The organism is Kribbella sindirgiensis (genome assembly GCF_004331435.1).
Taxonomy (GTDB): domain Bacteria; phylum Actinomycetota; class Actinomycetes; order Propionibacteriales; family Kribbellaceae; genus Kribbella; species Kribbella sindirgiensis.
The window spans coordinates 18,307-38,680 of sequence record NZ_SJKA01000011.1; the positions used below are offsets into that span (position 1 = coordinate 18,307).

General features: G+C 68.6%; 18 protein-coding genes. 15 read left to right on the forward strand and 3 right to left on the reverse strand.

Annotated features, from left to right (window positions below; all coding sequences use genetic code 11):
* Position 1 precedes the first annotated feature (1 nt).
* From E0H50_RS27685 to E0H50_RS27725, 9 genes are all read left to right on the forward strand, one after another.
* Positions 2 to 877, forward strand: a complete 876-nt coding sequence (locus tag E0H50_RS27685; RefSeq protein ID WP_202868361.1) for an ABC transporter permease — start codon at positions 2 to 4, stop codon at positions 875 to 877.
* A complete protein-coding gene (locus tag E0H50_RS27690; protein ID WP_131293463.1) occupies positions 877 to 1,857 on the forward strand; it encodes an ABC transporter ATP-binding protein in 981 nt (326 codons plus the stop codon). The genes E0H50_RS27685 and E0H50_RS27690 overlap by 1 nt, the downstream gene beginning before the upstream one ends.
* Positions 1,847 to 2,860, forward strand: a complete 1,014-nt coding sequence (locus tag E0H50_RS27695; RefSeq protein WP_131293464.1) for an ABC transporter ATP-binding protein — start codon at positions 1,847 to 1,849, stop codon at positions 2,858 to 2,860. The genes E0H50_RS27690 and E0H50_RS27695 overlap by 11 nt, the downstream gene beginning before the upstream one ends.
* A complete protein-coding gene (locus E0H50_RS27700) occupies positions 2,857 to 3,453 on the forward strand; it encodes a histidine phosphatase family protein (protein WP_272948525.1) in 597 nt (198 codons plus the stop codon). The genes E0H50_RS27695 and E0H50_RS27700 overlap by 4 nt, the downstream gene beginning before the upstream one ends.
* Complete coding sequence (locus E0H50_RS27705; protein ID WP_131293466.1) at positions 3,450 to 4,211, forward strand: endonuclease/exonuclease/phosphatase family protein; 762 nt, start codon at positions 3,450 to 3,452, stop codon at positions 4,209 to 4,211. The genes E0H50_RS27700 and E0H50_RS27705 overlap by 4 nt, the downstream gene beginning before the upstream one ends.
* 13 nt (positions 4,212 to 4,224) lie before the next feature.
* Positions 4,225 to 5,721, forward strand: coding sequence for an ABC transporter substrate-binding protein (locus E0H50_RS27710; RefSeq protein ID WP_131293467.1), 1,497 nt, complete (start codon positions 4,225 to 4,227; stop codon positions 5,719 to 5,721).
* Positions 5,722 to 5,928: 207 nt separating this feature from the next.
* Positions 5,929 to 7,464, forward strand: coding sequence for a sugar ABC transporter ATP-binding protein (locus tag E0H50_RS27715; RefSeq protein ID WP_238151272.1), 1,536 nt, complete (start codon positions 5,929 to 5,931; stop codon positions 7,462 to 7,464).
* Positions 7,461 to 8,480, forward strand: a complete 1,020-nt coding sequence (locus E0H50_RS27720) for an ABC transporter permease (protein WP_131293468.1) — start codon at positions 7,461 to 7,463, stop codon at positions 8,478 to 8,480. Before E0H50_RS27715 ends, E0H50_RS27720 begins: the two co-directional genes overlap by 4 nt.
* Before the next feature lie 13 nt (positions 8,481 to 8,493).
* A complete protein-coding gene (locus tag E0H50_RS27725) occupies positions 8,494 to 9,501 on the forward strand; it encodes a substrate-binding domain-containing protein (RefSeq protein ID WP_131293469.1) in 1,008 nt (335 codons plus the stop codon).
* An 85-nt stretch (positions 9,502 to 9,586) separates the two neighbouring features.
* Here the strand turns inward: E0H50_RS27725 and E0H50_RS27730 are convergent, their stop codons facing one another.
* On the reverse strand, positions 9,587 to 10,582 hold the full coding sequence (locus E0H50_RS27730) for a LacI family DNA-binding transcriptional regulator (protein WP_131293470.1): 996 nt from the start codon (positions 10,580 to 10,582) through the stop codon (positions 9,587 to 9,589).
* 128 nt (positions 10,583 to 10,710) lie between these two features.
* On the opposite strand from E0H50_RS27730, the gene E0H50_RS27735 reads away from it, so the two are divergent.
* The 3 genes from E0H50_RS27735 to E0H50_RS27745 are packed head-to-tail and all read left to right on the forward strand — an operon-like array spanning position 10,711 to position 13,104.
* Positions 10,711 to 12,141, forward strand: a complete 1,431-nt coding sequence (locus E0H50_RS27735) for an NAD-dependent malic enzyme (RefSeq protein ID WP_131293471.1) — start codon at positions 10,711 to 10,713, stop codon at positions 12,139 to 12,141.
* An 8-nt stretch (positions 12,142 to 12,149) separates the two neighbouring features.
* Positions 12,150 to 12,539, forward strand: a complete 390-nt coding sequence (locus tag E0H50_RS27740; RefSeq protein WP_131293472.1) for a VanZ family protein — start codon at positions 12,150 to 12,152, stop codon at positions 12,537 to 12,539.
* Between the two features lie 7 nt (positions 12,540 to 12,546).
* Entirely contained in the window at positions 12,547 to 13,104 is a 558-nt protein-coding gene (locus E0H50_RS27745) for a YqgE/AlgH family protein (protein WP_131293473.1), read from the forward strand.
* A 19-nt stretch (positions 13,105 to 13,123) separates the two neighbouring features.
* On the opposite strand, the gene E0H50_RS27750 is transcribed toward E0H50_RS27745, so the two are convergent.
* Positions 13,124 to 13,396 (reverse strand): DUF3039 domain-containing protein, encoded by a 273-nt coding sequence (locus tag E0H50_RS27750; RefSeq protein ID WP_131293474.1) that lies wholly within the window; start codon positions 13,394 to 13,396, stop codon positions 13,124 to 13,126.
* Between the two features lie 120 nt (positions 13,397 to 13,516).
* Between E0H50_RS27750 and E0H50_RS27755 the strand changes: the two genes are divergently transcribed.
* From E0H50_RS27755 to E0H50_RS27765, 3 genes are all read left to right on the forward strand, one after another.
* Complete coding sequence (locus E0H50_RS27755) at positions 13,517 to 14,089, forward strand: Uma2 family endonuclease (RefSeq protein WP_131293475.1); 573 nt, start codon at positions 13,517 to 13,519, stop codon at positions 14,087 to 14,089.
* 58 nt (positions 14,090 to 14,147) lie between these two features.
* On the forward strand, positions 14,148 to 15,938 hold the full coding sequence (locus tag E0H50_RS27760) for a DEAD/DEAH box helicase (RefSeq protein WP_131293476.1): 1,791 nt from the start codon (positions 14,148 to 14,150) through the stop codon (positions 15,936 to 15,938).
* Positions 15,939 to 16,125: 187 nt separating this feature from the next.
* Positions 16,126 to 19,455, forward strand: coding sequence for a CARDB domain-containing protein (locus E0H50_RS27765; protein WP_131293477.1), 3,330 nt, complete (start codon positions 16,126 to 16,128; stop codon positions 19,453 to 19,455).
* Positions 19,456 to 19,516: 61 nt separating this feature from the next.
* Here E0H50_RS27765 and E0H50_RS27770 read toward each other — a convergent pair whose 3' ends face one another.
* Positions 19,517 to 20,290, reverse strand: coding sequence for a glycoside hydrolase family 16 protein (locus E0H50_RS27770; RefSeq protein WP_165547321.1), 774 nt, complete (start codon positions 20,288 to 20,290; stop codon positions 19,517 to 19,519).
* Between the last annotated feature and the right edge of the window lie 84 nt (positions 20,291 to 20,374).

Here is a 20,374-nt window from a genome sequence, read left to right on the forward strand (position 1 = left end):
CTTGACTGCTGAGCTTTCCGTGGCGGCCGCGGTACGCCGCCGTACCAGAGCCGGCTCGGCCCGGATCCGGTTCGGGTTCGCGGTGATCGCGGTGTACGTCGTGGCCGCGGTGATCGGGCCGTGGCTGTTCCGGTACGACCCGGTCGGCACCCGGACCGCGGACCGGCTGAAGCCGCCGTTCACCCGGTTGTCCGACGGGTCGTTCGCGATCTTCGGCACCGACCAGGTCGGGCAGGACCTGTTCGCGCAGATGTTGCAGGGGGCAAGGATCTCGATCGCGGTCGGGCTCGCGACGCTGGTGCTGGCCGGGACCATTGGCGTCACCATCGGTCTCGCCGCCGGGTACTTCGGCGGCCGGCTGGACGGCGTCCTGATGCGGCTCGCGGACATCCAGCTGGCGTTTCCCTCGATCCTGCTGGCGATCTTCATCGCCGCGCTGCTCGGTCCGTCGGTGGTGAACGTGGTGATCGTGCTGGCGGTGGCGAACTGGGTGACGTTCGCGCGGGTCGCGCGCGGGCAGGCGCTGGCGACGCGGCGGCGGGAGTTCGTCGACGCGTCGCGGACGCTCGGCGCCGGGACCTGGCGACTGATCACCCGGTGCGTGCTGCCGGCGTGTATCGCACCGGTGCTGGTGGTGGCGACGGTCGAGATCGGTCACGTGATCCTGGCCGAGGCCTCGCTGAGTTTCCTCGGTCTCGGGACGCCGGCGTCGACGCCCAGCTGGGGTGTGACGATCGCGAACGGGCGCAACTACCTCGCCGACGCGTGGTGGATCTCGACGATCCCCGGGATCGCGCTGGCCTTCCTGGTGATCTCGCTCGGCGTCCTCGGCGACGCCCTGCGGGACCGGTACGACCCACGGCTGAGGAGTCTGTGATGGTGCTGCTGAGTGTGCGCGACCTGCGGGTCGAATTCGCCACTTCGGGTGGTGTGGTGACAGCCGTCGACGGGGCGTCGTTCGACGTCGGTGCCGGTGAAACCGTTGCGCTGCTGGGGGAATCGGGCAGCGGGAAGAGTGTTACCGCGCAGGCGATTCTCGGGATCGTGCCGAAGCCGGCCGGGCGGGTGACCGGCGGCAGCATCTCCTATGACGGTCGCGATCTGTTGACGGCGGCGAAGGGCCTGCGGGGACGGGAGATCGCGATGGTCTTCCAGGATCCGTTGAGCTCGCTGAACCCGGTGTTCCGGGTCGGTGCGCAGATCGGGGAGATGTTCCGGCGGCATCGCGGTGCGTCCCGCCGGGAAGCGCGCGCGGCTGCGCTGGACCTGATGAAGCGGGTCGGGATCCCGGCCGCGTCCAAGCGGCTGGACGACTATCCGCACCAGTTCTCCGGTGGGATGCGGCAGCGGGTGATGATCGCGATGGCGCTCGCCTTGTCGCCGCGGCTGCTGATCGCGGACGAGCCGACGACCGCGCTGGACGTCACGGTCCAGGCGCAGATCATGGACCTTCTCACCCGGTTGCAGGCCGAGGAGGGCATGTCGCTCGTCCTGATCACCCATGACCTGGGCGTCGTCGCCGGCGTGGCCGACCGGGTGATCCTGATGTACGCCGGCCGCGTCGTCGAGACGGGCTCGCTCCGCGAGGTCTACGAACACAGCGGCCACCCGTACACCTCCGGCCTGATGGCGTCCGTCCCCGCCCTCGACGGCCCTCGCGACCGCCTCGTCCCCATCCAAGGCGCCCCACCCGACCTCCTCGCCCTCCCTTCCGGCTGCTCCTTCCGCCCCCGCTGCCAGTACGCCGACGAACAGTGCGCCGAGGCCGAACCTGTCCTCCGCCAGTTGCCCGACCGCCCCAGCACGCACCAGGCCGCCTGCCATCACCCGGAAGGAGTCCTCACCGATGTCCACTGAGTCTCCGCCGCCTCCGCTGCTGTCGGTGCGGGATCTGCAGACCTCGTTCCCGATGCGGTCTGCTGTGTTGCGGCGTACCGTCGGGCAGATTCAAGCTGTTGCGGGCGTGTCGTTCGATATCCCGGCCGGTGGGACGTTGGGGCTGGTGGGGGAGTCGGGGTCGGGGAAGTCGACGGTCGCGCGGACGATCATCGGGCTGGAGGAGGCGCGGTCGGGCAGTATCGTCTTCGACGGCGACGAACTGACCTCGTTGCCCAAGGCATCCATGCGCCGGGTGCGCCGGCAGCTCCAGATGATCTTCCAGGACCCGTACGCGTCACTCAACCCGCGCGCGACCGTCGAGCAGATCATCGCCGAGGCCTGGCAGATCCACCCCGACGTCGTCCCCCGGAACCGGCACCGCGCCGAGGTCCGCGACCTCCTCGAACGCGTCGGCCTCAACCCCGACCACGCAGAGCGGTACCCGCACCAGTTCTCCGGCGGGCAGCGCCAGCGCATCGGTATCGCCCGCGCGCTCGCCCTCCGCCCGAAGCTGGTGATCTGCGACGAAGCGGTCTCCGCGCTGGATGTCTCGGTCCAGGCACAGGTCCTGAACCTGCTCGAGGATCTGCGCCGGGACCTCGGCCTCGCGTACCTGTTCATCGCCCACGACCTGTCCGTCGTACGGCACATCTCCGACCGGGTCGCGGTGATGTACCTCGGGCGGATCGTCGAGACCGCGTCCCAGGACGAGCTGTTCACCCGGCCGCTGCACCCGTACACGCAGGCGCTGCTGTCCGCGGTGCCGGACCCGAAGCCGTGGGACAAACCGGCGCGTGAGCAGATCATCATCGGCGGCGACGTCCCGTCGCCGGCAGATCCGCCGTCCGGGTGTGGGTTCCGGACGCGGTGCTGGAAGGCGGAGGAGACCTGCGCGCACGACGTACCTGAACTCACGACGCGGCTGGAGTTGCATCCCGCCGCCTGCCACTTCGCTACCGAGCTCGCTGGAGCTGCCTCGTGATCGAACTCGTTCTTCTCCGGCACGGAGAGTCTGTGTGGAACGCCGAACACCGGTACCAGGGTCAGCAAGGCACCGGGTTGAGCGCGCGCGGCCGGCAGCAGGCGAAGCAGGCCGCTGAGTATCTGCAGTCGTTCGAGTTCGACGCGATCGTCGCGAGCGATCTTCAGCGGGTGACCGAGACCTTGCAGCCGTACGTCGACACGCTTGACCAACCGTCGGTGCGCATCGACCGGAGGTGGCGGGAGATCGACGTCGGCACCTGGGGAGGGCGGCTGATCGCAGAGGTCGCCGCCGAGGAACCGGACGTTGTGGAGGCCTTCGCTCGCGGCGAGGACATCGCACGTGGTGGTGGCGAGACCTTCCGGCAGTTGCGTGCCCGCGTGTGGGAAGCGATGCAGGCCATCGCCCACGCGGACGTGCGGCGGGTGTTGGTGGTTACGCATGGGGGGCCGATTCGGGTGGCTGCGGCGGCTGCGCTCGGGTTGCCGGTGGGGGCGGAGATGGTGCTGGATCCGCCGGGGAACTGCTCGCTCACGCGGCTGCGGCTCGACGGACTGACGGCGTACAACGTGCCTACCGGGATGGACCGATGACTTTCACCTTCGTGGCGATGACCTACAACCTGTGGTCCGAGTTCTACCTCGACCAGCGCCGGGACGCGATCACGAGCCTCTTCACGACCCGCCCGCCCGACCTGCTCGCCGTACAAGAGCTCCGGCCCGCCACTCGCAAGCTGCTCGACGACGTCCTGCCCGACCACGACCGCGTCGACGGAACCGCAGGCTGGGAGACCCAAAGCAACCTGTGGTGGCGACGCGACCTGTTCACCTACGTCGAGCACGGCGCCGAGGATGTCGGCATCCTCTCGCCCGACGCGCGCCTGTTCTGGGTCCGGCTGCGCACCCCCGAAGGCACCGAGCTGATCTTCAGTACGGCGCACCTCACCTGGCCCGGCCACCCGGACGAGCGGACCGATCACGTCAACCGCCGGATCGCCCAGGCCCGCGCGATCGGGGAGGCCCTCGAACGCCTGGCCGGCGACGGCGCCTGCCTGTTCACGGTCGACATCAACGACATCGGCCCACCGCAGTGGGAACTCGGGAACGCCGGGTTCCTGGACAGTTTCACCGCCCTCGGCCGGCACTCACCGGTGACCCATCCGGTCGTGCCGACGGTCGCGACCGGTCCGATCGGGACCCGGCTGTCGCCGCTCGCCTCACCACCCAAGGCGATCGACTGGATCTTCGCCCGCGGCCCGCTCGCCGCCCGGTCCAGCGAGGTCGTCGACTTCTTCCACGACGGCCGCGCCCCCTCCGACCACCACCCGGTCGTCGCCACCTACACGCTCTGAGGAGAACCCTGTGTTGAGGAAGCGATTTGTCGCGGCGCTGGCCGTCGTGACCCTGGCTGCGGCCGCGTGCTCACCGGCCAGTGAACCGAGCAGCGGTGAGCAGGTCCTGCGGTACGCCCCGGCGATGTTCCCGGTGTCGCTGGACACGCACAAGTACGCCGGTGAGGAGGCGGTGCAGACCGCGATCCAGCAGATCATGGAGCCGCTGGTCCGCGTCGACGGCGGCAAGATCGTCCCAGTCCTGGCCACCGCGTGGGAGAACCCGGACCCGACCACGTGGGTGTTCAAGCTCCGCACCGGCGTGAAGTTCTCCGACGGTACGCCGTTCACCGCGAAGGACGTTGTGGCGTCGTACGAACGGCACAAGAAGCTCGACGGCCCGCTCGTACCGCTCTACTCGACGGTGACGTCCTTCGTGGCCACCGACGACCAGACCGTGACGGTGAAGACCAGCAAGCCGCTCGGCACGTTGCTGAGCTCGCTGACGCTGCTGTTCATCGGGCCGGCGGACAAGATCAACACCGACGGTTTCTTCAACAAGCCGATCGGGACCGGGCCGTTCACGGTCGAGTCGTTCAAGCCCGACGAGAAGCTCGAGCTGGCCGCGAACCCGACGTACTGGGACGGCGCCCCGAAGCTGACCAAGCTCGAGTTCGTGAACATCCCGGAGGTCGCCGGGCGAATCACCGGGCTGGAGAACGGCGAGGTCGACGTCCTGACGCAGATCCCGCCGGACCAGGTCGGCTCGGTCAAGGGCAGCGACGCGATCACGTACTCGACGACGCCCAGCTGGACGTACTACTTCGACTGGTTCAACTCCAACCGGAAACCGTTCAACGACAAGCGGGTCCGGCAGGCGATGTGGCATGCGCTGAACCTCGAAGGGACCGTGAAGGACCTGTTCGGCGAGCTCGCGTCGGTCGCGCAGGCACCGCTGGCCCAGGGTGTGATCGGTGCGCCGAAGCTGTCGCCGTACGCCTATGACCCGGCGAAAGCGAAGCAGTTGCTGACCGAGGCCGGGTACCCGAACGGGTTCACCACGTCGATGCAGTGGCCGCTCGAAGGCGGGCCGAACATCCGGGCGCTGGCCCAGGCGATGATCTCCGACTGGGCGAAGATCGGCGTCACGGTCAAGCCGCTGGAGAAGGAACGCGCGCAGTGGCTGGAGGACTTCGGCAAGCTCAACTGGGACATGAACCTGCAGACCAACGTGACCGGCACCGGTGACGCCGACTACACCCTGGCCCGCCTGTACGTGTGCACTGCGAAGCGCAACGGCTACTGCAACCCCGCGCTCGACAAGCTCCTCCTCGACGCCCGCTCGTCGGTCGACCAGGCGGCCCGCCCGAAGCTCTACCAGCAGGCCGGCCAGACGATCTGGGACGACGCCGTCGGCATCTTCCCCGCCGACCTCGCCTCCAACGCCGCCGTCCGCTCCCGGGTGAAGGACTTCGTGATGCCCCCGAGCGGGCGCCCACTCTTCGCGAAGGTGACCGTGTCCGGAAGCTGACCCCGGACCGCCACCACTCACCAACCGACGCCGCCCGCGCGAGTTCACGCTCACGCGGGCGGCGTCACGCGTCGCACCGGCAGGTTACTGAGTGCTGGAGGTCCCCCTTCGAGTGAGGTGGAAAAGCGGGTGAGGGGTTGACGGTGCAGAGAGGCGCGGTCTAGCGTCCGGGAAATCGATTACTCGCCCGAATCGCGGAGGTGCTGTGTGCCTGACCTCGTGCGGATGAGTGCGATCGGGAAGCGGTACGGCGGGGTGCAGGCGTGTCACGAGGTGGACTTCGTGCTCGGTGCCGGGGAGGTGCACGCGCTGCTCGGTGAGAACGGCGCCGGTAAGAGCACGCTGATGAAGATCCTCTCCGGCGACGTCACCGAGTACGCGGGCAGCATCGCGATCAACGGCGCACCGGTGCGGTTCGGCGGACCGACCGACGCGCAGGCCGCGGGGATCGCGATGATCCACCAGGAACTCGACCTCGTCCCGGGCCTGTCGGTCGCGGACAACATCTTCCTCGGCCGCGAACTCCGGACGCCGGTGCGCACGGTCGACCGCCGCCGGATGGAACGCGAGGCCCGTGAGCTCCTCGACCGCAGCGGCGTCAGTCTCGACCCGCGCCGCCCGGTCGGCGAGCTCCGCGTCGGCGAGCAGCAACTCGTCACGATCGCGAAGGCGATCTCACTCGACGCCCGGGTCCTGATCATGGACGAGCCCACGTCCGCGCTCACCAGCTCCGAGGTCGAGCGGCTCTTCGACGTGATCCGTGAGCTCCGGACCGGCGGTGTCGGCATCGTCTACATCTCGCACCGGATGGAGGAGATCGCCAAGGTCGCCGATCGCGCGACGGTCCTCCGCAACGGCAAGTTCGTGACCAGCTTCGACCCGCGCGAACTCAGTACCGCGGAAGTCGTCGAGGCGATGGTCGGCCGCCCGGTGCAGACCATGTTCACAACACCTGACTCCGACACCGGCGACGAACTGCTCCGGGTCGAGAACCTGAAGCTGAAGGCCCGCCGCCCGCGCCCCGGCCGCCGCGACCCCGACGGCATCTCGCTGACCGTCCGCGCCGGCGAGATCGTCGGTCTCGCCGGCCTGCTCGGCGCGGGCCGCACCGAACTCCTCGAAACCCTGTACGGCGTCGCGCCCGGCGGCAGCCGCACCGGCCGGATTCTCCTGCAGGGCAAGGCGATCCTGCCGCGCGGGCCGCGCCACGCGCTGGCCCAGGGCATCGGGTTCGTCCCGGAGGACCGGCGTACGTCGGGGCTCGTGCTCTTCCACTCGATCCTCGCCAACACGGTCGTCTCGAGTCTCCCGTCGTACGGCCGGCTCGGCGTGATCGCCCGCCGGATGGAGCGCGCCGCCTCGACCAGGATGGCCGATCGGCTGCGGCTGAAGTTCGGCCGCCTGCAGGACGAGGTCGGCACGTTGTCCGGCGGGAACCAGCAGAAGGTGGTGTTCGGGCGGATGCTGCTCACCGAGCCCAAGCTGCTGCTCCTCGACGAGCCCACGCGCGGCGTCGACGTCGGCGCGAAGGCCGAGATCTACCGGTTGCTCGGTGAACTCGCGGCGCAGGGCCTCGGCGTCCTGCTGGCGTCGTCGGAGCTGCCCGAACTGGTGGGGGTCTGCGACCGCGTCGTCGTCCTGCGGGACGGCCGCGACGTCGCCTCGTTCAGTACGGCGGACTCGGGCGAAGGCGATCTGCTCGCCGCCGCGATGGGACATCTCGACGTCGAAGGAGTCCAATGACCGACGTACAGGACAGGGTGGCGGCGCCGGCGGAGAAGACGTCCGTCGCGGCGACGTTGTTCCGGTTCCAGAGTGTGTTCGGGCTGATCGTGGTCTTCGTCGCGGCGATCATCTTCTCGCCGCGCAAGAACGGCGAGATCCTCTTCGTCAGCGCGGACAACCTGGCGAACGTGGTCCGCGCGGTGTCCGAGATCGGGATCATCGCGGTCGGTATGACGTTCGTGATCCTGATCGGCGGGATCGATCTGTCGGTCGGCGCGGTGCTCGGCCTCGCCGCGGTCGGGTCCGCCGTCCTGATGGTCGAGAACGACTGGGGCTTCCTGCCGTCGGTCGTGCTGGTGCTGGCGATCGGCCTGGTCTTCGGTGCCCTGCAGGGCGTCGCCACCGCGATGATCGGGATCCAGTCGTTCATCGTGACACTCGCGGGCCTGCAGATAGCGCGCGGCCTGGCCCGGATCTGGTCCGGCGGCCAGGGCGTCGCGATCGCGTACGGCGATGGGCCGAAGGAGGCGCCGACGTCGTTCGCGCTGCTCGGTGAACGCACGTTCGGCGGCCTGGTCCCGATCCCGGTGATCATCTTCGCGGTGGTCGCGATCGCCGCGGTCGTGTTCCTCCGGGTCAGCGCGTTCTCCCGGCACTTGTACGCCGTCGGCGGCAACGAAAAGGCTGCGCGGTTGTCCGGCGTCCCCGTGGTGCGGGTCAAGATCGCGGTCTTCGCGATCTGCGGGCTGCTCGCGTCGCTGGCCGGCATCGTGCACGCCGTACAGCTCAACCAGGGCAGCCCGAACGACGGCATCGGCTACGAGCTGGACGCGATCGCCGCGGTGGTGATCGGCGGCACCAGCCTGGCCGGCGGCCGCGGTTCGGTCGCCGGGACCGTAGCAGGTGCGCTGCTGCTCGGCGTACTGAACAACATCCTTGCCCTGAACAACATCGACTCCAACATCCAGCTCCTGATCAAGGGACTGGTGATCGTTGCCGCCGCCGCGCTGCAGCGACTCCGCCCCACCTCGTGAGGAAGGTTCCGTCATGCGTACTGTGAAGATTCCGTTGGCAGCAGCGGCTGTTGCGGCGCTCGTACTGGCCGGCTGTGGAACGACCAGCGAACGGACCTCCGGTGCCGCGTCGCCGGGGTCGTCCAAGTCCTGCAAGGGCACCGACGGCAAGTACACGATCGGGATGAGCCAGGCGAACGTCGCCGAGCCGTACCGGCAGCGGATGGACGACGACATCAAGGCGGCGGCCAAGGACGTGCCGCAGTTCGACGTGAAGTTCGCGGACGCGGCGCAGGACAACGCCAAGCAGGTCGCGGACGTGGAGAACTACATCACCCAGCAGATCGACCTGCTGATCATCAGCCCGAACGAGGCGAAGCCGCTGACCGCGGTGGTGAAGAAGGCCTACGACAAGGGCATCCCGGTGATCGTGCTGGACCGGAAGGTCGAGGGTGACGCGTACACCGGGTTCATCGGCGGCGACAACGTGCAGATCGGGCGCGAGGCGGGGAAGTACATCGCCGAGAAGCTGCTGCCTTCCGGCGGGAATGTCGTGGAGCTCAAGGGGCTGGCCGGCGCGACGCCGCAGGCCGAGCGGCACGAGGGGTTCCTCGAGGGGATCAAGGGCAACCCGAAGGTCAAGGTGATCGCCGCCGCGAGCGGTGACTGGCTGCGGGAGAAGGGCCAGTCGCAGATGGACGCGCTGCTGAAGGCGAACCCGAAGATCGACGTCGTGTACTCGCACAACGACCCGATGGCCGAGGGCGCGTACCTGGCGGCGAAGGCGGTCGGCCGCGAGAAGGAGATGAAGTTCACCGGTATCGACGCGCTGCCGATCCCGTCCGGCGGGATCAAGGCCGTCGAGCAGGGGCGCCTGTCCGCGACCTTCACCTACCCGACGAACGGCAAGGAAGCGATCGCCGCCGCCAAGAAGATCCTGGTCGACTGCGGCACCATCGAGAAGTCGCAGATCCTCCCGACCCGCCTGATCGACGCCTCGAACGCCACGAAGATCTACGCCGAGGAAAACCCGACCGGCTGAGCCACACGCGAACCTCCCCAAACCGGTTTGGGGAGGTTTACCTGCCGAGAGTGGGCTGTTTGGCTCCCCGAACTGGTTTGGGGGGCTAGTGGCGGTGGGAGCTGGCGCGTTCGGTCAGGCGGGCGGCGAGGGTGGTTGTGGTGGCGGGCCGGGTGGGGTCGGCTATGCGGGCGAGGAGGAGGCGGGCGGCGACAGCGCCGAGTTCGTACGCCGGTTGCGCGACGACCGTCAGCGGTGGATCGACGAGGGCGGCCCACGGGGCGTCGTCGAATGTGACGAGGCCGACGTCCCGCCCGGCGCGCACGCCGCGCTCCTGCAGGGCCTGCAGCACGCCGACCGCCATCGCGCTGTTCGCGATCAGCAGCGCGTCGGGCGTCTCGGCCTGCGACAACAGATCGAGCGCCGCGCGGTGCGCGCCGGCCGACTTGTATTCGGTGCGCCGGACGAGCTTCGGCGTACTGCGGCGGCGCGCGGCCTTCAACGCGTCCCGATAGCCGGCCAGCCGGTCGTCCGCGGTCCGAACACCCACAGGACCGGTGATGCAGCCGACCTGTTCGTAGCCCTGGGCAATCAAATGGGCGGTCGCCTCGCGGGCGGCGAGCCGGGTGTCGACCAGGACGACATCACTGTCCTGTCCCGGCAGCGGCCGGTCCACCGCGACGTACGCCGTACCGCGCGCCGCCAGCTTCGCGACCGTGGACGCCGGCCCGCTTGGGGACAGGATGACCCCCGCGACCCGTTCCTGGATGGCGATGTCGACGTACCGGCGCTCCTTCTCCGCGCTCTCGTCGGAGTTGCAGAGCACGACGGAGTACCCGACCTCGTGCGCCACGTCCTCGACCCCGCGCGCGATCGCGGTGAAGAACGGGTTCTCCACGTCCGAGATGATCAGCGCCACCACCGCGGCCTCCTGGCGGCGCAGGTTCCGGGCCGGGCCGTTCGGCTGGTAGCCGAGCTCGTCGGCCGCCTGCCGGACCCGCGCGGCGAGGTCCGGATCGACCGTCGGCTTCCCGTTCAGCGCCCGTGACACGGTCGCCGTCGACACCCCGGCGCGCGCGGCCACGTCGCTGACAGTCGGCACTCTGGCTCCCTTCCTGCCGGACCCTGACGAAACAGTAACCGGCCGAGTAATGGATTACCCAGAGGTCTGTCGTGCACTTTACTTACGGAACCTCCGGGCATTACCAGTGACATGAGAGGATCACCCGCGTGACTGCCTTGCCGAGTGTTTCGTACTCCATCACCGTTCGCCTCGAGGTGCCCGCGGGCGGCTCGACGGTGAGCAAGCTGACGACCGCGGTCGAGCAGGCCGGCGGTCTGGTCACCGCGCTCGACGTGACCGCGTCCGGCCACGAGCGGCTGCGGATCGACGTCACCTGCGCCGCGGCCGACACCGAGCACGCCGGCCGCCTGGTCGAGGCGATGCGCGCCGTACCGGGCGTCGAGATCGGCCGGGTCTCGGACCGGACCTTCCTGATGCACCTCGGCGGCAAGATCTCGATGGAGGCCAAGCACCCGATCCGCAACCGTGACGACCTGTCGATGATCTACACGCCGGGTGTCGCGCGGGTCTGCCTGGCGATCGCGGCCAACCCCGACGACGCGCGCCGGCTGACGATCAAGCGCAACAGCGTCGCGGTCGTCACCGACGGTTCCGCCGTCCTGGGGCTGGGCAACATCGGCCCGAAGGCCGCGCTGCCGGTGATGGAGGGCAAGGCCGCGCTGTTCAAGCGGTTCGCCGGGATCGACGCCTGGCCGCTGTGCCTGGACACCCAGGACCCGGACGAGATCGTCTCGATCGTGAAGGCGATCGCGCCGGGCTTCGCCGGGATCAACCTGGAGGACATCTCCGCGCCGCGCTGCTTCGAGATCGAGGCCCGGCTGCGCGAGGAGCTCGACATCCCGGTCTTCCACGACGACCAGCACGGTACGGCGGTCGTCGTGCTGGCGGCGCTCTTCAACGCGCTGCGAGTGGTCGGCAAGGACATCAGCGAGATCCGCGTCGTGCTGTCCGGCGCGGGTGCGGCCGGCACGGCGATCCTGAAGCTGCTGCTCAAGGCCGGTGTGAAGGACACGATCGTCGCCGACATCGCGGGCGTCATCCACACCGAACGCGAGGGCCTGTCGCCCGAGCTGCGCTGGATCGCGGAGAACACCAACGCAGCGAAGTACAGCGGTGACCTGAAGGGTGCGCTGAGCGGGGCGGACGTGTTCATCGGCGTCTCCGCGCCGAACATCCTGAACGGCGCCGACATCGCCACCATGAACAAGGACGCGATCGTCTTCGCGCTGGCCAACCCGGACCCGGAGGTCGACCCGGCCGCAGCGCACGAGCACGCGGCCGTGGTGGCGACCGGGCGCAGCGACTTCCCGAACCAGATCAACAACGTGCTGGTGTTCCCGGGTGTCTTCCGCGGTCTGCTCGACGCGCAGTCGTCCAAGGTGTCGATCGACATGGAGTTGGCCGCGGCGAAGGCCCTGGCCAGTGTCGTGACCGACGACGAGCTGAACGCGGACTACATCGTGCCGAGCGTCTTCCACCCCGAGGTGCACACGCGGGTCGCGCACGCGGTCCGCGACGCGGCCGGCGGCAAGGCCCCCGCGCACGAGAGCTTCCCGGACGACGCCCCGGCCCTGTGACTGGGGACATGACTGCCGCGGTTTCGGAGCGGGCGGGCTCGCGGGTGCGGGTCTGGGCCTGGCGGATCGCCTTCGTCGCGGCCGTGGCACTGCAGCTGTACGGCGTCTACGCGCCGCGCGAGGCGGGTCCGCAGACCGGTATCCCGCAGATCGACAAGGTCGCGCACTGCTTCCTGTTCGCGGCCGTCGCGTTCACCGGGCTGAAGGTCGGCGTACCGGCGCGCTGGTTGCTCGGGGCACTGGTCGCGAACGCGGTGGTCAGCGAACTGGTGCAGCACTGGCTGCTGCCGCAGCGCGACGGCGATCCGTTCGACGCACTCGCCGACCTGGCCGGGGTCGCGCTCGGCGCCTGGCTGGCCAGGTACGGACGGGCCCGGGTGCCCCGTCGTACGCCATGATGGGGGTATGACGGTCTCGACCCTGACCGGTTCGCTGCTGGTGGCCACGCCGTTGCTCGACGAGCCGCCCTTCCGCCGGTCGGTGATCCTGCTGCTGGATCACGACGACGACGGCGCGCTCGGGGTGGTGGTGAACCGTGCCGCGGACCTGTCCGTGGGGCAGGTGCTGCCGAACTGGTCGTCCGCGGTCGACGAGCCCGGGGTGCTGTTCATGGGCGGCCCGGTCGGCACCGACAGCGCGCTCGCGGTCGCCGAGGTGGCCGCGTCCACGGACCCGCCCGGCTGGCGCGAGTGCTTCGGGCGGATCGGTCTGGTCGACCTCGACGTTCCGCCCGCGCTGCTGGAGGGCGCGATCACCCGGATGCGGATCTTCGCCGGGTACGCCGGCTGGTCCAGCGGCCAGCTCGAGGGCGAGATCGCCGAGGGCGCCTGGTACGTCGTCGAGTCGGTGACCGACGACGTGTTCGGCCACGACCCGGACACCCTGTGGCGCCGGGTCCTGCGCCGCCAGAACGACCAGATGGCCTACCTGGCGACGTACCCGGACGACCCGACCCAGAACTAGACCGGAATTATTGGGGCGGCTACTCGTCGCCGCCGTCGCCGTCGTCACCCGGGTTGAGTGAGTCCCAGATCTCCTTGCACTCCGGGCAGACCGGGAAACGCTGCGGGTCACGGCTCGGGACCCACACCTTGCCGCAGAGCGCGACCACCGGCGTGCCCATCACCATCGCCTCGGTCAGCTTGTCCTTCGGCACGTAGTGCGAGAACCGCTCGTGATCACCCGGCTCCGCCGGCGACGTCTGGGTCCGCTCGTCGACAACCGTCTCCGCACCGGGGGTCAGCTGAGTACTCATACCCCGAGTGTAGGACGTGTCACCAGCCGACCAGGAACTTTTCCACAGCTCGGGGATTCCCGGGGAATCCAGGGGCAGATCCCGGCACCTTCTCTGCCGTGACCAACCAAAGGAGGCACTATGAGTGCTGTGGACAGCATTCCGAACCCACCCGACGTGTTCAGCCGACCCGCAACGCCGCTGACCCGCGCCGATCTCGACCGGATGCCCGATGACGGGTACCGGCACGAGCTCATCGACGGAGTCCTTCTCGTGACCCCGAGCCCGTCGTTCAACCACCAGGATGTGGCTCTCAATCTCATCTTCCACCTGAGGCAGGTGTGCCCGCCGGAGCTCTACGTCATGGGGGCGCCGTTCGACATGGTGCTGGCGGACGACACGGTGATGATCCCGGACGTCCTGGTCGCTCGCCGTGATGCTTTCACGAAGCGCGATCTGCCTGGGCCGCCGTTGCTGGCGGTCGAGGTGTTGTCACCGAGCACGCGGCGCTTCGACGTGATGGTCAAGTTCTCGCGGCTGGAGGCCGCCGGGTGTGCGGCGTACTGGGTGGTGGATCCCGACACGCCGAGTTTGATCGCGTGGGAACTGCAGGACGGGGCATATGTGCAGGTCGCGAAGGTCACCGGCGAGGAATCGGCGCGGTTGACGAGTCCGTACGACGTGACCGTGGTGCCCGCCGATCTGATCTCGTAACCGATCTCGGGTAACCTTCCTGCCCGGCACACTGTCGACTTCGGGGGAGTAGCTGTCTGTGGATTCGCACGTGCCGGCCAACCCTGCCGTCCTGCCACCGGCCTATCCGGACCGGGCAGCGTGGGGTACCGCGAGCAAGCTGCGAGCCTGGCAGGCCGAGGCGCTCCAGCTCTACCTGGACAGCAACCCGCGGGACTTCCTGGCGGTGGCGACACCGGGCGCCGGTAAGACGACGTTCGCGCTGACCGTGGCCGCCGAGCTGCTGCACCGGCGGCAGATCGAGCGGATCACCGTGGTCACGCCGACCGAGCACCTCAAGGTCCAGTGGGCCGAGGCGGCCGACCGGGCCGGGATCGCGCTCGACCCCGCGTTCGCCGGGCGGCGCGGGAAGACGAACAAGGACTACACGGGCGTCGCGGTGACGTACGCCGGGATCGCGGTGAACCCGCTGGCGTTCCGGGTCCGGACCGAGCGGTTCAAGACCCTGGTGATCCTGGACGAGGTGCACCACGGCGGTGACGCGCTCAGCTGGGGTGACGGCGTCCGCGAGGCGTTCGAGCCCGCTGCCCGCCGCCTCTGCCTGACCGGTACGCCGTTCCGCAGCGACGACAACCCGATCCCGTTCGTGACGTACGAGGAGGGCCACGACGGGGTCGCCCGGAGCAAGGCGGACTACACCTACGGGTATGGGCACGCGCTGCGCGACCACGTCGTTCGCCCGGTGATCTTCATGTCGTACTCGGGTGAGATGCGCTGGCGGACCAAGGCCGGTGACGAGGTCGCCGCGCGGCTGGGCGAGCCGCTCACCAAGGACCTGACCGCCCAGGCGCTGCGGACCGCGCTGGACCCGGCCGGCGAGTGGATGGGCGCGGTGCTGGCGGCCGCGGACAAGCGGCTCACCGAGGTACGGCGGCACATGCCGGACGCCGGCGCACTGGTGATCTCGGGTGACCAGAACACGGCCCGCGCGTACGCGAAGACGCTGCGCGAGCTGACCGGCGAGTCGCCGACCGTCGTGCTGTCGGACGAGAAAGCGGCCAGCAAGAAGATCCAGAAGTTCTCCGAGGACGAGTCCCGGTGGATGGTCGCCGTACGGATGGTGTCCGAGGGTGTCGACGTACCGCGGCTGGCGGTGGGCGTGTACGCGACGCCGACCTCGACGCCGCTGTTCTTCGCGCAGGCGGTGGGGCGGTTCGTGCGGGCCCGGAAGCGGGGTGAGACGGCGTCGGTGTTCGTGCCGTCGGTGACCCGGCTGCTCGGGTTCGCGGCCGAGATGGAGGTCGAGCGGGACCACGTCCTCGGGCGGAAGAACAGCAACGAGGACGGCGACATCTTCGCGCTCGAGGACGACCTGCTGAAGCAGGCGAACCAGGCCGAGGGGGCGAGCGACGAGCTCGAGGGGACCTTCGAGGCGCTCGGGTCGGACGCGAGCTTCGACCGGGTGGTGTTCGACGGCGGCGACTACGGGACCGGCGGCGACAACGCGACCGATGAGGAGCTGGACTTCCTCGGGTTGCCTGGTCTGCTGGAGCCGGATCAGGTGCGGGAGTTGCTGCACAAGCGGCAGCAGAAGTCGCTGGCGGCGCAGAAGAAGTCTTCACGGTCCACGAGCGACCGTGAGGATCCGACGCCGACCGAGCTGGCCACCCACGAGCAGATCGGGCTCCTGCGCCGCGAGCTGAACGGTCTGGTCGCCGCCTGGCACCACCGCACCGGCCAGCCGCACGGCGTCATCCACAACGACCTCCGCCGCAAACTCGGCGGCCCGGCCGCCGCCCACGCCTCGTCGATCCAGCTGAAGGAGCGGATCGAACTGATCCGCGACTGGGCCGCCCAACGCCGCGCCTGACTTCCGGAAGCAACCGGCACCCCGTCCTGGGTCTCCAGGGCGGGGTGTTTCCGTCGGGGGTGAGGTGTTGACGTCCTGCGAGTGGTGCTGCAAGCTTCGGATACCCGCGCTGCAAGAAATCGTCAGACTTACGCAATTTACGTAGCGCGAGGAACCTCCCACCGCCCCACGATGGAGGACCCAACCGATGCATCGGAAGAATCTTCTGCGGCTCGTGCTGGCCGCCCTGCTCGTCGCCGCCGGCCTGCTGTCCGTCCCGACCGCGATGGCCGCCGACCTCACCAAGACGCTGACCGCCAGCAGCTCACTCGGCGAGTACCCGAGTACCAACGCCGGCGACGGCAACGCGAACACCTACTGGGAGAGCAGCAACAACGCCTTCCCGCAGTGGCTCCAGGCAGACCTCGGCGCCACCAATGACGTCAACCAGGTGACCCTCAAACTCCCGTCCTCCTGGGGTCCGCGCACCCAGACCCTCACGGTCCAGGGCAGCGCGAACGGATCCTCGTTCACCACGATCGTCAGCAGTACGGCGTACACCTTCAGCGGTGTCAATGTCGTGACGATCAGCTTCAGTAACACCTCGGTGCGCTACGTCCGGCTGACCTTCACTGCGAACACCGGCTGGCCGGCCGCGCAACTGTCGGAGTTCGAACTGGCCGGGCCTGGTGGCGGGCCGGTCGAACCTCCGACCGGTACCGATCTCGCCTCCGGCAAGCCGATCGAGGCGTCGAGTTCGGTCTTCGGTTTCGTCGCGTCGAACGCCAACGACGGCAACATCGGCACCTACTGGGAGTCGAACGGCTTCCCGTCGGCCCTGACCGTCAAGCTCGGCTCGAACGCCGACGTCAGCTCGGTCGTCGTCAAGCTCAACCCCGATCCGGTCTGGGGAGCGCGCACGCAGAGCATCGAGGTCCTGGGCCGTGAACAGTCCGCGATCACCTTCACCTCCGCGGTTGCCCGGACCGACTACCAGTTCGCCCCGGCGAGCCAGAACACCGTCGCCATCCCGGTCACCGGCCGGTACGCCGACCTCCGCCTGCAGGTCTTCAGTAACACAGGTGCGCCCGGCGGCCAGGTCGCAGAGCTCCAGGTCTTCGGTACGGCGGCACCCAACCCCGACCTCGTGGTGACGAACGTCGACTGGTCGCCCGCCAACCCGTCCGAGTCGACGCCGATCACCCTGTCCGCGACCGTCAAGAACAACGGCTCCGCGGCCGCCCCGGCCAGCAGCCTCAACTTCCTCCTCGGCGGCTCGGTGGCCGGCACGGCGAGCGTCCAAGCTCTCGCCGCCGGTGCGTCCGCCACCGTCACCGCCAACGCGGGAACCCATGCCCAAGGCAACTACACCGTCGCGGCAGTCGCCGACCCGGCCAACACGGTCGTCGAACAGAGCGATACCAACAACACACTCCAGGCGGCAACCCAGCTGACCGTCGCCCAAGCCCCGGGACCAGACCTTCAGGTCACCGGCATCACCACCAACCCGGCCAACCCGGCGCCCGGGACCCAGGTCTCCTTCACGGTCGCCGTCAACAACCGCGGTACGTCGGCTTCCGCCGCCACCACCACCAAGCTGGTGGTCGGCGCCACCACGCTCAACGGCAGCACCGCGTCGATCGCCTCCGGAGCCACCGCCAACGTGGCGATCAGCGGCACCTGGACGGCGACCAACGGCGGAGCAACCGTCACCGCCACGGCGGATGCGGGCAATACCGTTGACGAGACCAACGAAACCAACAACACCTTCACGAAGTCGATCGTGGTCGGCCGCGGCGCCGCCGTACCCTACACGTCGTACGAGGCCGAAGCCGGCGACTACACCGGGACCCTGCTGACCGCCGACGCGACGCGAACCTTCGGGCACACGAACTTCGCGACCGAGTCGTCCGGCCGTTCGTCGGTCCGGCTGAACTCGAGCGGCCAGTACGTCGAGTTCACCTCGACCGTGCCGACCAACTCGGTCGTGGTCCGCAACTCGATCCCGGACTCCGCCGACGGTCAGGGGCTGCAGGCAACGATCAGCCTGTACGTCAACGGGACCTTCAAGCAGAAGCTCACGCTGTCGTCCCGCAACAGCTGGCTGTACGGCAACAGCGACGGACCTGAGGCACTCACCAACACGCCCGGCGGTGACGCGCGCCGGCTCTTCGACGAGTCGCACGCCCTGCTCGGTCAGTCGTACCCGTCCGGTACCAAGTTCCGGTTGCAGCGCGACTCCGGCGACACGGCGTCGTACTACATCATCGACCTGGTCGACCTGGAGCAGGTCGCGCCGGCGCTGTCCCAGCCGGCCGGGTGTACGTCGATCACGCAGTACGGCGCTGTGCCGAACGACGGGATCGATGACGCGGACGCGATCCAGCGGGCCGTGACGGACGACCAGAACGGCGTCATCAGCTGCGTCTGGATCCCGGAAGGGCAGTGGCGGCAGGAGAAGAAAATCCTCACCGACGACCCGCAGAACCGCGGGCAGTACAACCAGGTCGGGATCAGCAACGCGACGATCCGCGGCGCCGGGATGTGGTACTCGCAGCTGTACTCGACCATCGAGCCGCAGAACGCCGGCGGTATCAACCACCCGCACGAGGGCAACTTCGGCTTCGACATCGATAAGAACGTCCAGCTGAGCGACATCGCGATCTTCGGCTCCGGCCGGATCCGCGGCGGCGACGGGAACGCCGAGGGCGGTGTCGGGCTGAACGGCCGGTTCGGGACCGGTACGAAGATCAGCAACGTCTGGATCGAGCACGCGAACGTCGGGGTCTGGGTCGGCCGCGACTACGACAACATCCCCGAGCTGTGGGGCCCGGCCGACGGGCTCGAGTTCAGCGGGATGCGGATCCGGGACACCTACGCCGACGGCATCAACTTCTCCAACGGGACGCGGAACTCCAAGGTGTTCAACTCGTCCTTCCGGACCACCGGCGACGACGCGCTCGCGGTCTGGGCGAACAAGTACGTCAAGGACCAGTCGGTCGACATCGCCCACGACAACACGTTCACCAACAACACGGTCCAGCTGCCGTGGCGGGCGAACGGGATCGCGATCTACGGCGGGTACGGCAACAAGATCGAGAACAACCTGATCTACGACACGATGAACTACCCCGGCATCATGCTCGCCACCGACCACGACCCGCTGCCGTTCTCCGGTACGACGCTGATCGCGAACAACGCGCTCTACCGCTGCGGCGGGGTGTTCTGGAACGAGGACCAGGAGTTCGGGGCGATCACGCTGTTCCCGTCGAACCTCCCGATCCCCGGTGTGACCATCCGGGACACCGAGATCCACGACTCGACGTACGACGGCATCCAGTTCAAGACCGGCGGCGGCGAGCTGCCAAATGTTGCCCTGAGCAACGTTCGGATCGACAAGTCGAACAACGGCTCGGGAATCCTCGCGATGGGCGGCGCCCGCGGCAACGCGAACCTGTCGAACGTCACCATCACCAACTCCCGCGACGGCGACATCCTCAAGGAACCCGGCAGCACCTTCACCTTCACCGGGCAATAGATCCCCGAGAGATCCCCGAGGCCCAGCACCCCGGTCCCTCAAGGGTGCTGGGCCTCAGCCTTTACTCCGGGCGGTACACCCGGACGTGGTCGATCTGCATCGACTCGGACGTGACGGTCGGCGGGATCTTCGCGTACACGAACAGATCGAGGATCAGGGCGTCGCCGGTGCCGGCGTACGGGCCCTGGCGGCAGATCTCCTTGCCGTCGAGGTACCAGACGGTCTCGTACGGGCCGAGCTGCTGGGCGATCGTGTGCCAGTCGGTGGTGAGGTCGGTGGGCGACTGGTAGGTGCAGCCGCCGCCGGGGGACTGGTGGTTGGTGAGGTACAGCGCGTTGTGGTTGTCGCTGTAGAACTCGTACGTGTCCTGCTCGTTGGAGCCGTTGCCGTTCCACGTCCACGTGGACGGCCAGAAACCCTTGGCGGACGGGAGTTTCAGCCGCGTCTCGATGTAGTCGCCGGGCTGTACGGCGAACGACTGCGACGGCTCGTGACCGCAGGACTGCCCGGTGGTGATGAGGGCGCCGGACCATTCGTACCCCGGCGCCGGGTTGTTCTTCCTCGCCGTCATCGTCAGCATGCCGTCGTGCACCGACAGCGCGTCCCAGGTGTGCCACTCGAGTTCCTGGTTGCCCTTGTTTCCCAGGCACTGGTCGGCTTCCGCGTTCGAGTGGATGGCCCACTTCGTCCGGTCGATCGCCGTACCGTCGAACTCGTCCGCGAACACGACCTTCCCCGGTGCCGCCCGGACGTCGTCGCGCTGATCGGCCATCGCGGCCGCGGCCGGTACGACAAGCAGCCCGAGCACGACCGGGATGGTAATTAACTTACGCATCAAGTAGACCCTTACGTCGGAATTCAACGCGTCAAACGATCGCTTGAGTCGCATCCGGTTGTCAACCTGTCGGTGGGATCGAGG

Bases quoted from the DNA above. Each gene is read 5' to 3' on its own strand.
- E0H50_RS27720 (WP_131293468.1), top strand. From the start codon at position 7,461: ATGACCGACGTACAGGACAGGGTGGCGGCGCCGGCGGAGAAGACGTCC.
- E0H50_RS27745 (WP_131293473.1), top strand. From the start codon at position 12,547: ATGACGGTCTCGACCCTGACCGGTTCGCTGCTGGTGGCCACGCCGTTG.
- E0H50_RS27705 (WP_131293466.1), top strand. From the start codon at position 3,450: ATGACTTTCACCTTCGTGGCGATGACCTACAACCTGTGGTCCGAGTTC.
- E0H50_RS27750 (WP_131293474.1), bottom strand. From the start codon at position 13,396: ATGAGTACTCAGCTGACCCCCGGTGCGGAGACGGTTGTCGACGAGCGG.
- E0H50_RS27690 (WP_131293463.1), top strand. From the start codon at position 877: ATGGTGCTGCTGAGTGTGCGCGACCTGCGGGTCGAATTCGCCACTTCG.
- E0H50_RS27740 (WP_131293472.1), top strand. From the start codon at position 12,150: ATGACTGCCGCGGTTTCGGAGCGGGCGGGCTCGCGGGTGCGGGTCTGG.
- E0H50_RS27770 (WP_165547321.1), bottom strand. From the start codon at position 20,290: ATGCGTAAGTTAATTACCATCCCGGTCGTGCTCGGGCTGCTTGTCGTA.
- E0H50_RS27725 (WP_131293469.1), top strand. From the start codon at position 8,494: ATGCGTACTGTGAAGATTCCGTTGGCAGCAGCGGCTGTTGCGGCGCTC.
- E0H50_RS27765 (WP_131293477.1), top strand. From the start codon at position 16,126: ATGCATCGGAAGAATCTTCTGCGGCTCGTGCTGGCCGCCCTGCTCGTC.
- E0H50_RS27755 (WP_131293475.1), top strand. From the start codon at position 13,517: ATGAGTGCTGTGGACAGCATTCCGAACCCACCCGACGTGTTCAGCCGA.
- E0H50_RS27695 (WP_131293464.1), top strand. From the start codon at position 1,847: ATGTCCACTGAGTCTCCGCCGCCTCCGCTGCTGTCGGTGCGGGATCTG.